The 21,655-nt window shown below is 34.2% G+C and carries 19 protein-coding genes; 9 read left to right on the top strand and 10 right to left on the bottom strand.

Features of this window, described 5'->3' with window-relative positions; translation table 11 throughout:
• Positions 1-73 precede the first annotated feature (73 nt).
• Complete coding sequence (locus tag VB798_RS11215) at positions 74-1,309, bottom strand: nucleoside recognition domain-containing protein (RefSeq protein WP_323258566.1); 1,236 nt, start codon at positions 1,307-1,309, stop codon at positions 74-76.
• Positions 1,310-1,472: 163 nt separating this feature from the next.
• Here VB798_RS11215 and VB798_RS11220 point away from each other — a divergent pair, with 163 nt between their 5' ends.
• The 4 genes from VB798_RS11220 to VB798_RS11235 all read left to right on the top strand — a co-directional run bounded on the left by VB798_RS11220 (position 1,473) and on the right by VB798_RS11235 (position 6,800).
• On the top strand, positions 1,473-2,207 hold the full coding sequence (locus tag VB798_RS11220) for a M15 family metallopeptidase (RefSeq protein ID WP_323258567.1): 735 nt from the start codon (positions 1,473-1,475) through the stop codon (positions 2,205-2,207).
• Between the two features lie 291 nt (positions 2,208-2,498).
• Complete coding sequence (locus VB798_RS11225; protein WP_323258568.1) at positions 2,499-3,953, top strand: TolC family protein; 1,455 nt, start codon at positions 2,499-2,501, stop codon at positions 3,951-3,953.
• 56 nt (positions 3,954-4,009) lie between these two features.
• Positions 4,010-5,386 carry an efflux RND transporter periplasmic adaptor subunit gene (locus VB798_RS11230; protein ID WP_323258569.1) on the top strand — a complete coding sequence of 459 codons (1,377 nt, stop codon included), beginning with the start codon at positions 4,010-4,012 and terminating at the stop codon, positions 5,384-5,386.
• A 127-nt stretch (positions 5,387-5,513) separates the two neighbouring features.
• On the top strand, positions 5,514-6,800 hold the full coding sequence (locus tag VB798_RS11235) for an aminotransferase class V-fold PLP-dependent enzyme (protein WP_323258570.1): 1,287 nt from the start codon (positions 5,514-5,516) through the stop codon (positions 6,798-6,800).
• A gap of 41 nt (positions 6,801-6,841) precedes the next feature.
• Here VB798_RS11235 and VB798_RS11240 read toward each other — a convergent pair whose 3' ends face one another.
• Together VB798_RS11240 and VB798_RS11245 are read right to left on the bottom strand one after the other, a co-directional pair.
• On the bottom strand, positions 6,842-7,729 hold the full coding sequence (locus VB798_RS11240) for a carboxypeptidase-like regulatory domain-containing protein (protein WP_323258571.1): 888 nt from the start codon (positions 7,727-7,729) through the stop codon (positions 6,842-6,844).
• Positions 7,730-7,832: 103 nt separating this feature from the next.
• Positions 7,833-8,972, bottom strand: coding sequence for a 2-isopropylmalate synthase (locus VB798_RS11245; protein WP_323258572.1), 1,140 nt, complete (start codon positions 8,970-8,972; stop codon positions 7,833-7,835).
• A 363-nt stretch (positions 8,973-9,335) separates the two neighbouring features.
• Here VB798_RS11245 and bioB point away from each other — a divergent pair, with 363 nt between their 5' ends.
• Positions 9,336-10,370 carry a biotin synthase BioB gene (bioB, locus tag VB798_RS11250; RefSeq protein ID WP_323258573.1) on the top strand — a complete coding sequence of 345 codons (1,035 nt, stop codon included), beginning with the start codon at positions 9,336-9,338 and terminating at the stop codon, positions 10,368-10,370.
• Positions 10,371-10,399: 29 nt separating this feature from the next.
• Positions 10,400-10,867: a peroxiredoxin gene (locus VB798_RS11255; protein ID WP_323258574.1), complete on the top strand. Its 468-nt coding sequence runs from the start codon at positions 10,400-10,402 to the stop codon at positions 10,865-10,867.
• 61 nt (positions 10,868-10,928) lie between these two features.
• On the opposite strand, the gene VB798_RS11260 is transcribed toward VB798_RS11255, so the two are convergent.
• From VB798_RS11260 to VB798_RS11270, 3 genes are all read right to left on the bottom strand, one after another.
• Positions 10,929-14,234: a T9SS type A sorting domain-containing protein gene (locus VB798_RS11260; protein ID WP_323258575.1), complete on the bottom strand. Its 3,306-nt coding sequence runs from the start codon at positions 14,232-14,234 to the stop codon at positions 10,929-10,931.
• Positions 14,235-14,529: 295 nt separating this feature from the next.
• Positions 14,530-14,772 carry a hypothetical protein gene (locus VB798_RS11265; RefSeq protein WP_323258576.1) on the bottom strand — a complete coding sequence of 81 codons (243 nt, stop codon included), beginning with the start codon at positions 14,770-14,772 and terminating at the stop codon, positions 14,530-14,532.
• A 185-nt stretch (positions 14,773-14,957) separates the two neighbouring features.
• On the bottom strand, positions 14,958-15,137 hold the full coding sequence (locus tag VB798_RS11270) for a hypothetical protein (RefSeq protein WP_323258577.1): 180 nt from the start codon (positions 15,135-15,137) through the stop codon (positions 14,958-14,960).
• A 297-nt stretch (positions 15,138-15,434) separates the two neighbouring features.
• On the opposite strand from VB798_RS11270, the gene VB798_RS11275 reads away from it, so the two are divergent.
• The gene (locus VB798_RS11275; protein ID WP_323258578.1) at positions 15,435-17,237 is read left to right on the top strand and encodes a hypothetical protein; all 1,803 of its coding nucleotides are present in this window, start codon (positions 15,435-15,437) and stop codon (positions 17,235-17,237) included.
• Positions 17,238-17,347: 110 nt separating this feature from the next.
• Here VB798_RS11275 and rplI read toward each other — a convergent pair whose 3' ends face one another.
• The 4 genes from rplI to VB798_RS11295 all read right to left on the bottom strand — a co-directional run bounded on the left by rplI (position 17,348) and on the right by VB798_RS11295 (position 19,520).
• A complete protein-coding gene (gene rplI / locus VB798_RS11280) occupies positions 17,348-17,791 on the bottom strand; it encodes a 50S ribosomal protein L9 (RefSeq protein ID WP_323258579.1) in 444 nt (147 codons plus the stop codon).
• A gap of 107 nt (positions 17,792-17,898) precedes the next feature.
• On the bottom strand, positions 17,899-18,150 hold the full coding sequence (gene rpsR, locus VB798_RS11285) for a 30S ribosomal protein S18 (RefSeq protein ID WP_184137058.1): 252 nt from the start codon (positions 18,148-18,150) through the stop codon (positions 17,899-17,901).
• 34 nt (positions 18,151-18,184) lie between these two features.
• Positions 18,185-18,556 carry a 30S ribosomal protein S6 gene (gene rpsF / locus VB798_RS11290; protein WP_323258580.1) on the bottom strand — a complete coding sequence of 124 codons (372 nt, stop codon included), beginning with the start codon at positions 18,554-18,556 and terminating at the stop codon, positions 18,185-18,187.
• A gap of 121 nt (positions 18,557-18,677) precedes the next feature.
• Complete coding sequence (locus tag VB798_RS11295) at positions 18,678-19,520, bottom strand: OmpA family protein (RefSeq protein WP_323258581.1); 843 nt, start codon at positions 19,518-19,520, stop codon at positions 18,678-18,680.
• Between the two features lie 267 nt (positions 19,521-19,787).
• Between VB798_RS11295 and VB798_RS11300 the strand changes: the two genes are divergently transcribed.
• Together VB798_RS11300 and lhgO are read left to right on the top strand one after the other, a co-directional pair.
• Entirely contained in the window at positions 19,788-20,336 is a 549-nt protein-coding gene (locus tag VB798_RS11300; RefSeq protein WP_323258582.1) for a hypothetical protein, read from the top strand.
• 118 nt (positions 20,337-20,454) lie between these two features.
• A complete protein-coding gene (gene lhgO, locus VB798_RS11305; RefSeq protein ID WP_323258583.1) occupies positions 20,455-21,654 on the top strand; it encodes an L-2-hydroxyglutarate oxidase in 1,200 nt (399 codons plus the stop codon).
• The last annotated feature ends 1 nt before the right edge of the window (position 21,655 follow it).

Here is a 21,655-nt window from a genome sequence, read left to right on the forward strand (position 1 = left end):
AATTGGCGTTTCTAAACCTTAAAGCAACACAAATCCAACATCCGATAGCCGACTTCTGAAAGCCAACAACAGCCTAATGAAAGAAAATATAACTCACCCAAATGGCAGTAATCACACTGACTAAATCGGCCGTTAAACCTGCCCAAAGTGTGTAGCGTGTATTTCTGATATTCACTGAGCCAAAGTACAAGGCTAAAACATAAAAAATGGTATCCGAAGAACCTTGAAAAACACATGACAAGCGTCCCGCAAAAGAATCTGCACCGAAGGTTTTCATAGTATCAATCATCATTGCTCTTGAGCCTCCACCGCTCAAAGGGTGCATCAAAGCCGTTGGCAAAGCGTCCGTGAAATCGGTGTTTATTCCCGTTAAAGAAAAAGCAAATTTCATTCCGTCAACAACCCAAGTTAAAGCACCTGAATTTCGCAAAGCACCAATCGCCACCAACATGGCTACCAAGTAAGGAATAATTTTCACAGAAGTCTCAAAACCTCCTTTTGCTCCTTCGATAAAAGCACTAAAAACATCTACTTTTTTACGCAAAGCACCCAATAAAAATGAAATAATAAACGTAAATAAAATCACATTTGAAGCTATTTTTGAAACTACTTCAATTTGTTCTTTCGGAATACTTGAAAAATACCAAAGTACCAAACCGATGAATAGCGAAATGCCACCTAACCAAGAAAGTATTACTTTGTCAAACAAATTGATTCTCTGGCGAATCGCTACAAAAAGTAAGCCCGTAACCGTAGCCACATAAGTCGCAATTAAACAAGGAATAAAAATATCAGAAGGATCTGCCGCACCATAAATCGAACGTTGAGCCATAATACTAAGAGGAATCAAAACGGGACCAGCACTGTGCAAAACCATAAACATAATTTGTGCATTAGAGGCAACATCTTTACTCGGATTCAGTTCTTGTAAACTTTGCATCGCTTTCAGTCCGAAAGGTGTTGCCGCATTGTCCAAACCCAACATATTGGCAGAAAAATTCATAATCATTTGTCCATTTGCTGGGTGATTTTTAGGAATTTCAGGAAATAAACGATTGAAAAAAGGACCTACCAAACGAGCCAAAAAATTGATTGCTCCTGCACGTTCACCAACATTCAACAAACCCATGAAAAAAGTCATTACTCCAGCCAAAGGCAAAGCAATTTTCATCACCGCTACTTCGGAAGAATCAAACATTCCATCAATGATTAATTTAAAAATTTCGGTATCACCCGTAAAAATGAGTTTGATTAATGCAACGACAAAAGCGACAATAAAAAAGGCAATCCAGAGGTAATTTAAGGCCATGTTTGATTGGTTTGATAATCTCAATTTAAAATTTGAATCGATTGGCGAATTGCTCTAACATTTAGAAAATAGCAGTATTAAAAGCGAAAAATGGCTTTATTTACATTATTCAAAGAAATTCACCCTTAAATTTATATTTTATTCTCCAATGAACATCAACAATATGAGAAAACATATTTTTAGTCTCTTACTTTTTTCACTAGCTACTTCTAGTTTTGTAGCCAAACATGAAAACTTTGAAAATGAAGAAAAAAAGAAATCTTCAAAGCCACAATCTGTACCCACTTGTGAATACGAAAAGAAGATGATTCAACAAGGATTAGTCAATGTTAAAGAAATTGATTCTTCTATTTTGGTAGAACTGAAATATTCAACGACTGATAATTTTGTTGGGAAAGACGTTTATGGCTGTATTACCAATTGTTTTATGCAGAAACGTCCAGCGCAAATGCTAAAAAAAGCGAATGCTTTGCTCCAACAAAAAAATCCCAATTACAGACTTTTGGTGTATGACGGCGGTCGTCCATTAAGTATTCAAAAAGTACTTTGGAATACTCTGAGCCAATATCCGCCTAAAGAACGTGCAAAATATGTGGCAAATCCAGCCGAAGGTTCTATTCACAACTATGGAAGTGCGGTAGATTTAACCATTGCTACAGCCGATGGAAAAGCTTTAGACATGGGAACAAAATATGATTATTTCGGAGAATTGGCTTATCCAGTAAAAGAAGATTTTTTTCTCGCACAAAAAAAACTGACCAAACAACAAGTAGCCAATAGAATTTTGTTGAGAAACGTCATGGAAGCCGTTGGTTTTATGCCTATTGACTACGAATGGTGGCATTTTAATGCTGTTTCGAGAAGAGAAGCAAAACAGATTTACCAGATTATTGAATAAAGCTTTGATAAAAATACAATCAACCGTTCGATTTTAGCAAAAAGTGTTCGTTTTCGGACACTTTTTTAGTTTACAAACATTTATAAATACTTGTAAAACAATCATTTATAATCGATGGCATATTACTTGATGATTTTAAGAACAGAACATTTTAGGCATAAGCTTAATGAGATGCAAATTCTATGGAATATTATCAATTTCCCTTTTATCATAGCATCATAGCCGTTTATCCTAAAAATTTTTAAAGCCCCAAAAATCATTCGTAACATTGAACCATAAATTATAAGAATTATGAAATTCTCATTACTAATCCTAACAGGCATTACTTTATTGACTTTTCAAGGAAAAGCTCAGAACGCTATTCAAGCAAGCGGGAATGAAACAAAGTTATCGTTGCAAGAAGCCGTAAATATTGCCTTGAAAAACAATATTTCAGTCAAGCAAAGTGAAAACCAGCTATTGTTGAGCAATTTGCAATTGAAACAATCAAAAGATAATCGCTTGCCGAATGCCAATGGTTCAATTAATGAATCTTTCAATTTTGGTCGAAGCCTTGACCCTTTCACTAACACTTATATTGAAAAAAATATCAATTACAATAGTTTGAGTGTTAATGCTAACGTAACGATTTTCAATGGTTTTCTATTGAGAAATACAATTCTTCAAAACGATTTATTGTTGAAAGCTACCGAATTAGATTTACAAGCTATGAGAGAAAACGTCTCTTTGCAAGTAGTCTTAGCTTACCTCAATATCTTGAATGCTCAAGATATTCTTGTTATTTCTCAAAGTCAAACTCAAATTACTGCTTTACAAATTCAACGTACTGATAAATTGGTTCAGGCAGGTTCTTTACCACAATCTAATCTGTTAGATTTAAAAGCACAATTAGCAACAGAAGAAACAACGGTTATCAACAACCAAAGTACTTTAGATTTAGCTAAACTTTCATTAATTCAATTATTGAATGATAAAAATATTACTGATGTAGCCGTAGAAAGAGTTTCATTACCAGTTCCTGCTACTTCGCAAGGATACGATGCAACTGCTACTAAAATATTTGAAATTGCCGAGAAAAATCAGCCAACTATCAAAGCCGCTGATTTAAGAATACAAGGAGCAATGAAAGGTATTGAAATTGCAAGAGCAGGTTTTTTACCTACTGTTTCTGCAGGAGCAAATTTAGGTGCGAATCAGTCTAACGCTCAAAAATTATACCGCCAAGATGGTACAACAAGTTCTAATTTAGGAACTGTAAATGTAAGCGGAGTTGACTATCCTTTAGTTGTAACTCAAGCAAGATTTGTTGAAGATGGAACAGTAGCTTATTTCCAACAACTAAAAAATACCGCCAACTACGGTTTTGGTTTTAATGCTACCATTCCAATTTTTAGCCGTTTCTTAAATAAAAACAGAGTAGCACAAGCTAAAATACAAAAAAGTAATGCCGACTTGACCGCCCTTCAAGCTCGCCAAACATTACGCCAGAATATCGAACAAGCTTATACCAATATGAATAATGCCGCCAAACGTTTTGATGCCCTTACAGTACAAGTAACCGCTTTAGAAGAATCGTTCAGAGCAGCCGAAAGCAGATTTGGTGCAGGTGCTATTGATTTTGTGAATTATAGTTTACAAAAAACCAATCTTGATAAAGCTCGTGGAAACCAAATTCAGGCGAAATATGACTTTATTTTTAGAACAAAAATCTTAGATTATTATCAAAATAAACCACTTACCTTTTAACTTGTGATGAAGTGATTTTAATCTCTCACTAACAGTCACACAATTTAACCAACATTATGGCAAAGAAATCTTCAAATAAAATCTGGTGGATATTAGGTGGAATCATCGTAGCATTAGGCATTGCATTATTTGTTGCAAAACAACAAGGTCTGATTGGCAAAGAACCATCAACAGAAGTAGAATTCTCCAAAGCTAAAAAAGCAGATATTATCGAAAGAGTATCCGCTTCAGGAAAAATTCAGCCTGAAATTGAAGTAAAACTTTCACCAGATGTTTCGGGAGAAATTGTAGGATTGTACGTAAGCGAAGGTGACTCTGTAATAGCTGGTCAGTTACTTTTGAAAATTCGTCCTGATAACTATGAATCTTTATTGGCTCGGGCAGAGGCACAAGTAAATTCATCGAAAGCATCAGTTGAGCAATCAAAAGCAATGCAATCTCAAGCAGAGTCACGTTTGTTGAAAGCAAAAATTGATTATGATCGCAACAAGAAATTACACGATGATAAAGTGATTTCAGATGCAGATTTTGACCAATTCAATTCACAATACTTGGTTGCAAAACAAGATGTAGAATCGACCAAAGCAAGTGTTTTGGCAGCATCTTTCAATGTAAAAAGTTCGGAGGCGGCTTTGAAAGAAGCGAGAGCCAACTTAACAAAAACGACCATTTATGCGCCACAAAGTGGTACGATTTCAAAGTTGAATGTTGAATTGGGCGAACGTGTAGTGGGCACATCACAAATGGCTGGTACAGAATTACTTAGAATTGCCAATTTAAATAAAATGGAAGTACGTGTAAATGTGAACGAAAACGATATTACACGTGTTTCAATGAATGACACCGTTATTATCGACGTTGACTCATACAGTGCTTCTGGCAGAAAATTCAAAGGAGTAGTTTATGAAATTGCGAGTTCAGCAAATGGTTTGGGTGGTACTTCGGCTACGACAGTTTCTACCGATGCAGTAACAGAATTTGAAGTAAAAATTAGAGTGTTACGTAAATCTTACGAAGATTTAATTGTAGGCAAACATTCTTATCCATTAAAACCAGGAATGACGGCATCTGTTGAAATTATCACCGACCGTAAAAATGGAGTTTTATCAGTTCCATTGGCTTCTGTAACCACTCGTGACCCGAATGCTAAAGAAGGAGATGAGAAAAAAGAAGGTGCTCCAGAAGAGAACAAGGAAGAGGAAAAAGTTATTAAGAAAGAGAAAGTAAAAGAAGTAGTTTTTGTATTGGGTAAAGACAACAAAGCAAAAATGAAAGAAGTAAAAACAGGTATCTCTGATTTTGAAAATATTGAAATCCTTTCAGGTTTAACAGATGGCGAAACAATTATTTCTGGTCCATATTTAACCGTTTCAAAAAAATTAAAAGACGGTGAATTGGTCAACAAAAAAGAAGTTAAAAAAGACAAAAAATAGTCATTATAATAGTTTGGTTTAGGGTTTATGAAAAAGCCAGTCAGGAATGTTTTGACTGGCTTTTTTGTGGACTTTGGTTTCGCTTCGTTGAAGATTCTTTTGTATATTTATGTAAAACAAACTAAATATGACAACAAGACGACATTTCATCAATCAAGTTTCTGCGCTTGCTGGCGCCTCCTTACTTCCAACTTTTAAAGGTTTATCATCCAATGACTTACAATCTATTAGTAGTTTCTCTCCAGAAAAATCTGAACTACTAATGGCTTCCGATGAAGACTATTGGTATCAAATTCAACAGGCTTATACCGTTTCTCCACAAATCATCAATTTGAATAATGGCGGTGTTAGTCCGGCACCAACAGTGGTTCAAAATGCGGTGGAACGATACGGAAAATTTGCCAATGAAGCTCCAAGCTATTTTATGTGGCGAATTCTTGACCAAGGTCGTGAACCACTGCGTGAAAACTTAGCTAAATTTTCTGGTGTTTCTCCCGAAGAAATCGCAATCAACCGCAATGCTACAGAGGCATTGGATACTGTGATTCTGGGTTTGCCTTTAACTCGTGGCGATGAAATCGTCATGAGTAAATATGACTACCCAAATATGCTTCACGCTTGGCGACAAAGAGAGCTTAGAGAAGGATTAAAAATCAATTATGTGAACATAGATTTACCATTGGAAGATAATGATTTGATTGTACAGAAATATGTAGAACAAATGACTCCACGAACAAAAGTTGTTCATATAACACATATTGTTAATTGGAACGGACAAATTTTACCCGCAAAACGCATCGCTGATGAAGCGCATAAACGTGGGATTGAAGTAGTAATTGATGGAGCGCATTCATTTGCTCATCTTGAATATAAAATTCCTGATTTGGGTGGAGATTACTTCGGAACAAGTTTACACAAATGGCTTTCGGCACCAATCGGTTCAGGAATGCTTTGGGTGAAAAAAGAGAAAATCAGTAAAGTTTTTCCATTGATTCCTAATGATAAACCAAATTCAGACAATATTCGAAAATTTGAAAACCTAGGTACTCGTCCATTTATGATTGAACAAGCCATTGGACAAGCACTTAATTTTCAATTAGCCATCGGTAATGCCAGAAAAGAAGCACGTTTACATTTCTTGAAAAGTTATTGGGCAAAAGAGGCAAGTAAAATACCAAAATTTAAACTCAATACGCCTATCAAACCTGAATATTCGGGTGCTTTAGCACATTTTAGTATCGAAGGTATGGAAGCTGGAAAAGTTGAAGCAGAATTATTCGCAAAATATAAAATTCATACTTCGCCTGTAAAATGGGAAAAATTAGATGGCGTAAGAGTTACTCCACATGTTTATACAAGTTTACAAGATTTGGATAGGCTTTTGGATGGAATTAAGTATTTGGCATCTAAATAATTATATTTTCTGTTGTTGATTAATCATTGACAACAGAAAATTCAATCTGCTATTTCCATCCCAAATTTAAACATTCTATTATGACCTCTTTTGTAATTTGTAAACCATTTTCTATCGAAAGGAGAGTATGTCCATGCTTCTCCAATTTTGTCTCTATTTTTATCCTCGGTAGAGGAAACCCACACAGAATTATTGCCCGGATTAAACGTAATTAATTCATGTTTTCGATAAATTCCTATTACTTCAAAACCAATGAAAATACCGTTTTTCGGGAATGTAATCTGATATTTTTCTATGTCGTAAATTAATTTTGAAGAAAATGGTTTTACCTCTACAACCATATTATCCTGAATAATATCTCTAGTGGGTTTTCCAGCAGAGGAATCCCTTTGCATAACTCTAATTCTTATCAATGATTTATGGGTTATTTTTAAGGTTTTCCCAAAATCAAAATATAATTTTTTTATTATTGGAGATGCTTGTGTTAGATTCCTATAATAATTCAAAAAAATATCCGCAGGTCCAGAACCCCAGTTAAATGTTGTAGGAAAATCATAATGACCCAACATTATATTTCCCTTTTTACTTTTCTTAGACGTTACAATTACTTCCGACAAATTGGTAGCAGTATTCGATAGAAAGATTGTATTTTCATCTATTTCATTTAGTTGTGAAACGGCTATCTTTTTCTCTTGATAAGACAAATAACTTACTATTAAAGTATCTATTCTGTGTTTTGAGCTTATCTCAAAATATCCCTTTTCATCTGTATAAACACCATTTTTTTCAATCTGTAATTGAACAGTAGCAAAAGCTAAAGCCTCTTTCGTTATTGAGTCTTTAATTATCCCTTTGATACGATATTGGGCAAAAGATGCTTTAACGGAAAAGGATATACACAATACGGAAATAAATACAAATGTTTTCATTTTTCACAATCAATATTATTGTTAGGAAATAGAGCAATAGGTATTAAACTAAAAGGCTTCCCTGATATTCAAGGAAGCCTTTTTACATGATTAAAGAATATATTTATCCAACCAATTCTTTCAAATCTTCATCATTCAATTGTTTACGAGCATCAGCCATCAACAAGAAACGAGTATAAAGTTTATCTAAATCTGGTTTTTCGAATTCAAAACCTAATAATTGCAAACGGTGACGCAAGGCAGCACGTCCAGAACGAGAAGTCAATACAATCGCTGATGAAGGAACACCAACATCTTCTGGATTCATAATTTCATAATTCTGAGTATGTTTCAAGAAACCATCTTGGTGAATACCTGAAGAGTGTGCAAAAGCATTTGCACCAACAATTGCTTTATTCGCTTGTACTGGCATTCCCATCAAATTAGAAACAAACTGCGAGAATGGATACAAGTGTTTAGAATTGATTCCTGTGTGGTAACCTAAATCTTTGTGCGTATTCAAAATCATTGCTACTTCTTCTAAAGAAGTATTTCCAGCACGTTCACCGATTCCGTTGATAGTTACTTCAACTTGTCTTGCACCAGCTTGAATACCAGCAATGGTATTAGCAGTTGCCAAACCTAAATCGTTGTGGTTGTGCATTGAAATTACCGCTTTGTGAATATTCGGAACGTTTTCAAACAAATAGTTGATACGTTGGAACATTTGTTGAGGTAACAAATAACCTGTTGTATCTGGCAAGTTTACCACTGTTGCACCAGCATCAATCACAGCTTCAGTTAATTGTGCCAAGAAAACTAAATCTGCACGACCAGCATCTTCTGCGAAGAATTCAACATCTTCTACATAAGATTTTGCATATTTAACCGCCCAAACACCTTTCTCAAGAATTTCTTCACGAGTAGAGTTGAATTTATATTTAATGTGCGTATCAGATGAACCAATACCTGTGTGAATTCTTGGATATTTTGCGTGTTTCAATGCTGCGGCAGCCGCATCAATGTCTTCTTTTTTGGCACGAGTCAGTCCACAAACAGTAGCGTTTTTAACTAATTTAGCAATCTCTTCAACTGAACGAAAATCGCCAGGAGAAGAAATCGGAAAACCAGCTTCGATAATATCTACCCCAAGTAATTCCAGTTGTTCAGCAACTTGCAATTTTTCTTCGGTATTTAATTGACAACCTGGCACTTGTTCGCCATCACGAAGGGTTGTATCGAATATTAAAATTTTCTGACTCATGATTCTTGTTTTTTGAAGGATTCTTATTCAAAAATAACACCTGATTGTAGAAAAAACAAATTTTACAAATTCGTCCTTATAGAATTAAATTCTAAAAAAAGTAAATAATCAGCCTATTATGGAATTAAATTCTAAACAACATACAATTAAAAGAATTTAAAACTAAATATTTCCATTTTCAGTGTATTAATTATTTCTTTAAAAAAATAATCTAAAAGATAACCTTCAAACGAAATCCGTAAAAAATCCAATTTTTCGATAAATTTCAAACCACAAAAAGGCTTCTCAATTTGTCAAACCCGAAATCCATGTTTAATTTTGATTAATTAACATAAAGCGAATAAAAATCGCCAAGATGATACCATGATAAAAAATAATTGGACTAGAGAAGAAATCGAAGAAATTTATAACCTCCCATTCATGGAATTAGTGTATCGTGCAGCCACTGTACATCGCCAATTCAATGATCCACAAGAGGTACAAATCAGTACTTTACTTTCAATCAAAACAGGTGGCTGTCCAGAAGATTGTTCTTATTGTTCACAGGCTGCTCGCTATCATACCGATGTAAAAGTTCAAAAATTGATGGAACTTGACGAAGTATTATCAGCAGCACAAAGAGCAAAAGATGCAGGAAGTTCACGTTTTTGTATGGGTGCCGCTTGGCGTGAAGTACGTGACAACAAAGATTTTGACAAAGTATTAGGAATGGTACAGGGCGTAAATTCTATGGGTTTAGAAGTTTGCTGTACTTTAGGAATGTTGACGGAATCGCAAGCTGAAAAATTAAAAGAAGCTGGTTTATACGCATATAACCATAACGTTGATACGAGTGAAGAGCATTACGAAGACGTAATTTCTACTCGTACTTTCGCTGATCGTTTGAATACGATTGATAATGTTCGTAAAGCGAAAATTTCAGTTTGTTCGGGAGGAATTATTGGTTTAGGAGAATCTGATGGTGACCGCATCGGAATGTTGAAAACCTTGGCAAATATGCCTCAGCATCCAGATTCTGTGCCAATCAATAACCTTGTACCCATCAAAGGTACGCCACTTGGTGACCAAGAACCAGCTTCTATTTGGGATATGGTTAGAACAATCGCTACTGCAAGAATTTTGATGCCAAAATCAATGGTAAGACTTTCTGCTGGACGTTTGGATATGACTTACGAAGGACAAACACTTTGTTTCATGGCGGGTGCTAACTCAATCTTCTCAGGAGATGTATTGTTGACGACGCCAAATCCAGCGGTGAAAAATGACCAAGAGTTATTTCAAATCTTGAGTATCAAACCACGTGAGGCTTTTAAAGATAGCAAAAAATCAGCTGTTGAATTTCAAGTAACGCCAACCGCAGGTAAAGCTTTGGGAATTGAAGAAGTAACAGTATTATAATCATTATTCACATCTAAATTATAGATAAAATGGCTTTACAAATTGGTGATTTAGCTCCAAGTTTTACTTTATTCAATACCGAAAAAAAAGAAATTAGTCTTTCAGTTTACAAAGGTAAAAACGTTGTTATTCTGTTTTTCCCTTTAGCATTTACAAGTGTTTGTACTGCTGAATTATGTGAAATGAGAGATAATATCGCTACTTATTCAAAGCTAAATGCTGAGATTATCGGTATTTCTGTTGACTCAATTTTCACTTTAGGTAAATTCAAAGCAGAACAAAGTCTTCCTTTTGATTTATTGTCTGATTTCAACAAAGAAGTATCAACAGCTTACGAAAGCATTTATGAAAACTTTGTTTTAGGCATGAAAGGTGTTTCAAAACGTTCAGCATTTGTAATTGATGGAAACGGAAGCATTCAATATGCAGAAGTACTTGAAAGTGCTGGAGATGTTCCAAACTTCGAAGCAGTAAAAGAAGTTTTAGCAAAATTATAAAATATAAAAAAGCTCGATTTCTAAATTGAAATCGAGCTTTTTTATATTTTATATAATCGAACTAACGATTAATAATTATCCTTTTAGCAATTAAAAGAGATTGTGTATTTAATCTCAATATGTACTCGCCTTCTGGCAACATCGTTAGATCTAAGGTTCTGCTGGTATCCAAAGAAGTGATTGTGCCTCTTCTTACCATTCTTCCTAATAAATCATATACTTCATAAGTTGTATTATTCCAATCGTATCTTGCTTCAATTTTTAAAATCCCATTACTTGGATTCGGATAAATTGATACGCCACGGTCGTCATAATATCTAAAAATATATTCTTTAGATGCTGGAGAAAAACAAAATTTATCTCCATAGAAAAGTGTTTTATACACATTTTTAGCAATTACACTCAGATTTGCTTCTTCAGTAAACCTAATAGGACTTCCTGAAATTGTATTATTTACCACACCGTTTACTTGCCAAACATATTGGTCTGCTTTGATAGCATTTACTGCAACAGAATAAGGGCTTAAACGAACAATTGAATCTACTTTAGGAGGGTTCGGCTTGACTGCCACATAAACATTAGGAGAAATAACAGATTTACAGTTATTTAAATCTGTTTGATAAGCACGAAATGCCCCAGACTGAGTTACCGTCAAATTTTGAATTCCATAGTTTGTTACTGTTCCATTCTGAGCAGCTACCCAAGTAGGCTTGTTTCCAGAAGCTAAACTCATTTGCAAAATAGTATTATCTCCATCACAGAAAACACTGTCTTTACTCGTCACAATTGTTGGAGTAGTAGGTAATTGATTTACCGTAATTCTCATTGTAGGAGAATTAATTGAGTAGCAGTTATTATTATCAATTGTTCTTACGATATAATTCCCTTGCGTATTGATTTTAATAGCATTACTTGTAGCACCAGTACTCCATAAGTATTTAACTGCATTTTGAGATGTTGAAGTTAAAACAACATTTGTATCAGCACAAAAAGTAGTTGGTCCATTAGGTAAAATACTTGGTGTTGGTGGCAAAGGGTTTACTACAACTCTAATACCATCAGAGCTTGGCGAATAACAACCTTGATTATTGATTGTTCTGATTGTGTAGTTTCCTGAAAGATTAATTTTTATATTCTGGCTACTACTTCCAGTACTCCATAAATAATTAACAGCTTGAAGATTCGAAGAATTAAGTACTACATTCGTATCAGCACAAAATGTAGTTGGACCATTCGTCGTAATAGTTGGCTTTGGTGGTAATGGCTTAACAACGATTTGAACAACTGGAGAAGTAGGAGAAAAACATCCTTCTGTACTAATGGTTTTAACAGTATAATTACCCGAATTAATAATTGTTACATTCGGCGTAGTACTTCCTGTACTCCATAAATATTTATTGGCCTGTAAAGTAGAAGAAGTTAATGTAACATCTGTATCTGCACAAAATGTAGTTGGGCCACTAGCAGTGATACTTGGTGTTGGCGGCAAAGGATTTACCACAATTTTAATTCCATCTGAAATTGGAGAAGCACAACCTTGTGAACTTACCGTTGTTACGCTATATGTTCCAGAAGTATTAACTTTGATATTTTGACTGTTACTTCCTGTACTCCAAATATAATTGTTCGATTGTAAGTTTGATGAGGTTAAAGTAACATCAGTATCTGCACAAAAAGTAGTTGGACCACCTGCTGTAATGACAGGTTTAGCGGGTAAAGGTTTGTTTGTAGTAACTACAGGTGCTGAAAATCCAGACTGACAGCCAAATTGATTGACAATTCTAACTGCAAAACTTCCAGAATTAGAAACTGTTATTGATTTTGATGTACTCCCATTACTCCATTCATAGATAGAGGCATCATTGGCATTCAAGACTACGCTATTTCCATCACAAAAACTAACATCGCCACTAGCAGAAATTGATGAAGAAGGAACAGCACTTCCTACAAAAGAAATATATGGAACTTGAATAACATTTCCCACATTATCACGATAACGTGCATAATACGTTTTATCAGTACCTACAGCAAGTGTTGCATTGCGTTGCGTTGAAAATACTCCACTAGCAAAATTAGAACCATTATTTGACCATTGATAGTTTGAGAAACCATCAGGCAAGCTTACATTTACTTGGTTATTGCCACAACTAAAAGCTAAATCAGCGATAGTATTTGGTAATTGAGGCTTTGAATTGTTAAAAAAGTTATTGTCCAGTGCATTATTCCAAGCAATAGCAAGTTGTTCTAAACCAACACCGTTAAAATGTACTCCATCTTGTCTGCCAGTAACTTGAATAAGATCTGTATTGGGTCCTTGAAAAACATTATTGTTAGCTTGATTAATAACAGCCTGTTGCCCTTTTATGACATTAGCATCTGTGATGATTGGTGTACTACAAAAATTACAAGGAGTTGAAGAACCTCCAGAAGTCAAAGAAACGACCCAAGTAATATCTTTTCCAGCATCTGACCTTGATTTATTAATAACTGTTTGAAGATTTGAACGATATTTTTCACTATCCACCACTAATTTTTGATTGATATAGAAATTATCTGATTCGCCCTGACACCATAAAACAGAACGTACTCCTAATTGTGCTACAAAATAATGAAAAGCGTCTGAAAGGTCTTGATATGGAAGTCTATTCTCATAAGTACCTCCAATATATGGATTCGGTGCGATATTTCCATTGGCTGTAATTGCCCAAGTACTACTTGAAGTACCTTCAAAAGCTGCATTAAAAAACATTACAGGAACGTTCAATTTATTCACTAATAAATCGCCCAATCTTCCCCAACACCAACCATTTACCCCTCTTGGAGCAATTCTACTTCCAGCATCTAATTTTGAAAATGGAGATAAAGAGATATAGTTATTCACATTATTTCCAAGACTTGTAGCAGATGAAAAACAGTTTACTCGGTCGCTCTCAGCACCAATTCCTGCAATATAGGACATTCCTTGGGCATTAGATTGCCCAGCTATTACAAAAACTTCCCCAACCCCTACTCTTTCAAGACGGGTAGTACCTCCTATCGCTGTTCCATAAAGGCTACCTCTTAATTCTAAACTATACCATCCTTGTTTAACCTTCATGACAGCACTAAAATTTCCATTGAGAGGCAAAAATTTTATGACAGTCCAATCAACAGCTTCACCTTGTCCAGCTTCAACAGGGATTAATCTTGCTTCTATTTTATCAATTTGTTTTTCGTATGTACCTGAAACAGTGATTTCAGAGAAACCTTCTTGATTTCGCTGATAGACTGCTCTATTTTGAGGAGATGTAATCTTAATTTGAGCAAAAAGAGTATAATTAACACTGGCGAAAAATAAAAAAAACAAAATCTTTTTAAATAGGATCATCTGAATATTGGTTTTAATGTATCAGGTTTTATATAAATAAGAAAAATTGATAGGAATTCCCATCTCACAGAAGTCTCAAAGCATTTTATTGTTCTATAAAATTTGGTCAGTCCCAGTTCTTAGAAATTATAAGATGTAAGTTCCTACAGGATAAGCATTTAAACAAAAGAATAGCTCTAACACCAAGATTGATACCATAACAACTTAAAACGGCATTCAGGTTTTCGTAAGGAAAGCCTACTAGTAAATACCGAGAGGAACATCAATATCTTGAAAATCGTCGAATACTGCCGTATTAGGATCTTCTGCATACGCTCTCTCCAACTTTTCTCCAATAATATGAGCCAAATGGATTAATCATTACTTTTTCCTTAATTGAAAAATTAGAAGTTGTATAAGTAATATAACTTGTATCTTGTGGGTCAAATTCTTGTTTATAACCATTAACACTATAATCCTTCAAGAAATTAGACCTGTTTACTCTATTGTCAGAAGCAGGTATTTCGTTTTCAGAACGCAAAATTTGATTGCCTGGCAATTACAAATACCTCGCCAACACCCATTTTTTCAATCTTTGAAACAGCACCAACCACTTTACCGCTTAAAAGCCCTCTTACTTCTAATGAATACCAGCCGCCTTTTACAGTAATTGAACCTTTAAATAAGCCACAAATGGATTAGCTTTTAACACTGTCTAGTTTATAACAACTCCCTGACCACTTTTCACTGGAATCCATTCGTATCTTGAATTATATCAATTGGTTGCGAATAAGTACCTGCTACAGTAACGATAGCTTCGTTTTTCAAATTACGTTGAAATACTTGTCTGAGTACAGGAGACGTAATTGTAATTTGACCAAGCAACAATGTAGGAATGCTGATGAGCAAAAATATCAGTAACAATTTATTTAAACATATTCACTGAATTTAAAGATAAAATTGTTTGTGAGATATATGACGATGATAGTCGAAAAAGCGTTGCTTTTATTATTGAGAATCGAAATCTAATCACAGAAAAATCCTACAAAGGTAAAGAAGGTATCCCATAATCTGAGATGATTTATTTACTTTGTTTGAAAATTCACAGAATAAAAATAACTTAATCATTAGCATTAATTTTAGAGTATAGAAATTTTGTATTCATAACAGTACATACAAAAATAATACTTAATTTTGGCTACCCAAATAAACTAGTAGCTAATGAATTCATTGAAAGAAAACTTGCCTGTAAAGAATAGTTCTGTTTTAAGTCCACTTAAAGTAATCGGTATTCTATTATTTTCATGTCCAATACTTTTATTTTTTTATTGCTTTTTTACTTTTTCTACTGATTTCCCATTTTATGATGACATCGTACTGAATAACTTTCTTCTTCTTCACGAAAGACTTAGTTTTAGTGAAAAAGTACTTTCCTTTTTTCAACAGTATAATGAACACAGAATAGCTTATACAAAGCTAATAATGTTTTTACACAATAGTATTGTGGGTACATTGAACTATAAAGTATTCATGTTGATAGGAATATCATCAATATTAGTTTTGCTAAGATTACTTGTAAAACAGTTTGCTAACATGGGGTACTTAGCTTTAGTGCCAATAAGCATTTTACTGTTTTCACCACTGACGTACGAGAATGCACTATGGGCAATGGCATCTTTGCAAAATTATACGGTTGTATTATTGATGGTACTTGCTATTTACTTTATTACACAAAATAAACTAATTCTGAGTATTGTATTTTTTGCCCTATCGCTTAGTACGAGTGCCCCTAGCATGATTTTAGCACCTGTCGGTTTTGTATTATTTTCATTACAACGAGCAAACAAAAATGCTTTTTATTGGCTAATTGTATCTATCATAGTTATGTTTCTTTACTATGCTAATTATACACAACCAGATTATACTCCAAGCAAAAGTGTAATTCTTGAAAGGCTAAAACATCCAAAAGAATTAATAGCGATTATAGCAATGCCAAGCTTGTTAATTGAACCTATTTCCTCACAACTCAAAATAAATACCATTCTTAATTATACCTTTGGATTCCTTATTTTTTCATGTTACATATCTTACGGGATAGAAGTATTAAAGACTTACTTTACAAAAGAAAAAAAAACAAACCTATTCCTTTTTGGGGTAATGTCTATTTGTTTGGCGATTATCGTGTTGACTTTCTTTTTAAGAAATGGCAAACAGGAATCAAGGTACATGATTTATCCTTTGTTATTAACGGCTTGTACTTATTTATATCTTTTTTCAAAAATCAATACTTTTTCAAAAAACAAAGTCCTTATAAAAACATTTGTAGGGATTTCAATAGCTTTTTCATTTGTTTTTATGGCTTATACTTATGCCATTTCTCTTACAAAATTTGCCAACAAAAGAATGGAAATGCAAGTTTTTAGTGCAAATTTTAGTTTGAATAAAAGGTATTTTTTCTTTAGAAATGATTCTACCAGAACATTTGATGACCATGAAACAATGAAACCAGTATTACTTTCAAAGCTTCCAATAAAATTCCCAAGTGGATTGCATGGTCTTAGAAAAGGTGATATGAAGTTCGTAAACGATGTAGTAGCAGTATCTTTGAAGGAAGGTGTATGTCGATTTACTCCAGAAACTAGTTCTTTAATAAAGAATATACTTGCGAAAACTTCGCTTGAAAAAAACAATCAATCTCCAAAAGCCCTATTCGAATTTCCTTTTTTTATAATTAGAAATCCTACTGGCTTTTCATATCATGGTCTTGACGAAAACCTTTTTGTAATATTTAGGTCAAATAAGTATAGCATTCTTTTTCCTGTAATTAAAAAAGCTCCTTTAATCAGAAATATATTAAAAAAGGGCAGTTTAATTCAAAATGATTTTGAAGAAAAAATACATTACGCAACCCTACCGAATGATAGCTATGACATTTACCTCTTTAGTTTTTATAACAACGAAGTAAAAATCTTAGCTAAATCACACTACGACTTAAATATCACCAGTACAGCAGCCATCAATTAAACTGTTGAGTAGAACGGACTCATAGGCATAAAATAAAGAAAGCATCCCAATTATGAGATGCTTTCTTTATTTTATCTGAAAAATTATCAAACGGTAATAATAGCTATCAATTAGTCAGCTACAACTGTGAATTTTACTTTGTGTTTTACTTCTTTGTGTAAGTCAAGTGTTGCAGTGAAATCACCAACAAATTTAACTTCAGAATCCAAAGCAATTTTCTTTCTATCTACATCAAAACCTTTTTCTTTCAAAGATTCAGAGATTTGGATAGTAGTAACACGACCGAAGATTTTACCGCTTTCACCTACTTTCGCAGCAATTGCTAAAGTAATATCACCGATAGCTTCTGCCAAAGCAACTGCATCCATTTTCACTTTTTCAGCTTTGTGAGCTACTTGCTTGATGTTTTCAGCAAGAATTTTTTTGTTTGATCCCGTCGCTTGAACTGCGAAACCTTGTGGAATCAAGTAGTTACGTCCGTATCCTGGTTTTACGGTAACTACGTCATTTTTATAACCGAGACCTGCGATGTCAGTCTTTAAGATGATTTCCATTTTTTTATTTTATTAAGATATTAGGGCTTTACTTCGAGGCGACAGTTAAACTCTCAACCTATCTTTTATTACCTAAAACCTATTATCTAAAACCTTATTTATGATAACTATTTCAATCCGTCAGCCACGTAAGGCATTAAAGCCAAGTGTCTAGCACGTTTGATAGCTACAGCTACTTTACGTTGAAATTTTAAAGAAGTACCAGTAAGACGACGAGGAAGAATTTTTCCTTGTTCGTTTACTAACTTCAATAAAAAGTCAGGGTTTTTGTAGTCGATGTATTTAATGCCTGATTTTTTGAAACGGCAATATTTTTTGCGGATTACGCTTTTGTCAACTGGTTCGTTTACTAATGTCATGATTTCAAAATGTTGAATTTCGTGAATGTCTTACTTATTCTGCTTTAGCTTCTGCAGCAACTGGTTTCTTACCTACTAAACCTTTTTGCTTACGCTCGTTATATGCAACTGCGTGCTTATCAAGAACAGTTGTCAAGAAACGAATCACTTTTTCGTCACGCTTGTATTCAAGTTCCAATTTAGCTACTAACGTTCCTTCTGCTTTGAATTCAACGATGTAATAGTAACCAGTTTGTTTGTTTTGAATAGGATACGCCAGCTTACGTATTCCCCATGCTTCTTCATTTACGATTTCAGCATTGTTATCCGTTAGGATTTTTTTGAACTTTTCAACGGCATCCTTTGTCTGCTGTTCAGACAAAACGGGAGTTAAGATGAATACCGTTTCATAATTACGTAATTCCATAAGTATGTAATGTTGTTTTAAAAATTGGAGTGCAAAATTACACATTCTGTTTGTAATTACAAAATGTTACCAAGAAAGTTTTTGATAATCAGCAAGATAGAGTGAATTATCTCTGAATTTATCAATTCCTTGCTCCAGAAATGGCTGTTCCTCTTTGTAATACTGATGGTTTTTTATTGGTTTGGTAGCCTAAAACTTTGATTTCCGTTCGTCTATTAAGTGCATGTTCTTTCTCTGAACAATTTACGCCATCCTTACAATGATTCAGTAATTGGCTTTCGCCATAGCCTTTAGCAATAATTCGTTCTTGGGCAATTTTACCTTTATTTACAATGAAATTAACGGCTTCGTCAGCACGTTTTTGAGATAAAACCATGTTGTAACCTTCATCTGAACGGCTATCAGTATGAGAACCAAGTTCTACTTTGATACTTGGATTATCTTTCAGCAACTGAATTAAATTATTCAATCCCGCCCAAGCATCTTTTCTAATTTCCCATTTATCAAAATCATAATGAATATGTTCAACGCCAAAGACATCATTCAAATTAATCTTTTTCATACTCATCGAAGCCTCTATTAAACTACTTTGATTAGAAAGTTTACTGATATGCTCAATATCAATTCCCGAAACACAAAATGCTTTGCTGGGATTTTGTAGATAACAAGCGGCATTAAAGCTAGCACGCTGAGTCAGGTACTCGTCGAATTGGGCTAAAAGTTCATATTCATTTCCTTTTTCAAGCTTAAAAATTGCATAGCCATTTTCAACGATACTTGAGTCAACCCTTTGAGGCTTATTTTTCGTATATAGTTTTAAGAAAGTACCTTCTAAACTTTTATGATTTTCAGCATCTAATACTTTCAGTTTTAGGTGAAAATATGACTTACTGGCAGACTGAACATCTTGTGAAAAAACACGAGTAAAGCTCATCAACAAGAGCAAAAAAGAAATCGCTTTCATCTGATTAATTCGTTTAAACAGTACATTCGTTCAGACGCTTTTAGCTCACGATTTGATGATTTTCGATAAAAATAAAAGATAGGAGCAAAAAATTGAACAAAAATTTCAGCTTTAAAAAAAGTAATTACTACGCTTATCGTAAATTTATAACGAAAAACACGGATTTATCTTTCTTAATGTAAGTATAAATTTCAACATGACTTTGCGCATTTGTCAATGTCGTTTTTACTAATATATTTGTAATGAATTTAACCGCCATTAAATTTCATGAGAAAACCACTATTCTTTATCATCTCGATACTGTGTATCGGGCTGATGACTAGTTGCGATGAAAGCATAACACCTCTAGAAAAGGTTGTTCCTTCAAGTGTAAAAAACACTTCTATTAGTTCTAGCGTTAAGCAAACGTTGGTCAACGGGTTTTGGCAATACAGCGAGATTAATATGCTGGCTGGTACCAAAAACAAGATGTTATTTTCAAGACAACAAAGTATTGGCTTGAGTAATACCATTTCAAAAATTCAAATCAATTTCAAGCCCGATGGTACTATAACAAGCCTTCAACAAGGTTTGGTTGTACAAAAAGGAAAATGGAAGTTGCTCAATAACGATAAGCAACTAGAACTTGCTATTGAAAACCATCCTGTAGAACTTTACGACATGGTTAATTTCAATAAGGATGTGATTGAATATCACGCTGTTTTAAAACAAAATAGCACTGATGAAGCTACTTGGTCGATGAATTTAGCATTTTTAGGAGTATCCCCAGCTTCCGTTACAGAAATTGTAACTACTTATAAGCTATCGCCGATATAAATGAAAAAAAGACTTCTTGAAAAGACCTGTGATGTTTTAAATCGTCACAGGTCTTTTTGTTGTATCTTTACAGCCTGTTTTTACAGAAACATTACATGAGAAAACCCTAAAATATATTATGCAGCACGATATTATCGTAATCGGTGGAGGAATCGTTGGGCTTGCTACCGCTCTAAAAATCAAGGAACAACGACCAGAAATGAAAATTTTGGTTCTTGAAAAAGAACGTGAAGTAGCCGTTCATCAAACAGGTAATAATTCTGGTGTTATTCACTCTGGACTTTATTATAAACCCGGTTCTTTGAAAGCAACCAACTGTATTAGAGGCTATCATCAACTCATTGATTTTTGTAATCAAGAAAATATTCCTTACGAATTGACGGGGAAAGTTGTAGTGGCAACCAAACACGAACAACGCCAACAATTAGAAAATCTTTATATCCGTGGTCAACAAAATGGTTTGGAAGGTTTACGTAAAATTTCAGCTGCCGAAGTAAAAGAATATGAACCTTATGTTACTTGTGTAGAAGGAATGTGGGTGCCACAAACTGGTATTGTTGACTATAAAGTAGTTTCGCAAAAAATGGCGGATAAATTAAGAACACTTGGTGCAGAATTACTCTTTAATGAAAAAGTAACAGGCGTAACCAAAGGACATTCTTTATCAATCATCAAAACTGAAAGAAATACTTATGAAACCAAATTGGTTATCAATTGTGCTGGTTTGTATTCAGATAAAATAGCGCAGATGTCACAAGACAGACCGATTGATGTGCGCATTGTTCCTTTCCGTGGAGAGTACTTTAAGATTCGTCCTGAAAAACATTATTTAGTAAAAAACTTGATTTATCCTGTTCCTGACCCAAATTTCCCATTCTTAGGAGTACATTTTACTAGAATGATGCGTGGTGGAATTGAGGCTGGACCAAATGCAGTATTAGCATTTAGAAAAGAAGGTTATAAAAAATTAGACATCGACCCAAAAGAATTGTGGGATACCCTTACCTGGGGTGGTTTCCAGAAAGTAGCGGCAAAATATTGGGAAACTGGTTTAGGAGAAATGTACAGAAGTTTCTCGAAAGCGGCTTTCACCAAGGCTTTGCAAGAGTTAATTCCAGATATTCAAGAATCAGATTTAATTGAAGGTGGTGCAGGTGTAAGAGCGCAAGCTTGCGACCGTACTGGTGGTTTACTTGATGATTTCTCAATCATTGAAGATGAAAAAGTAATCAATATTTTAAATGCTCCTTCGCCAGCGGCAACGTCGTCTTTATCTATCGGACAAACTGTTTCTGAAATGGCATTGAAGCGATTTTAAA

This window comes from Arcicella lustrica (assembly GCF_034930985.1).
Lineage (GTDB): Bacteria > Bacteroidota > Bacteroidia > Cytophagales > Spirosomataceae > Arcicella > Arcicella lustrica.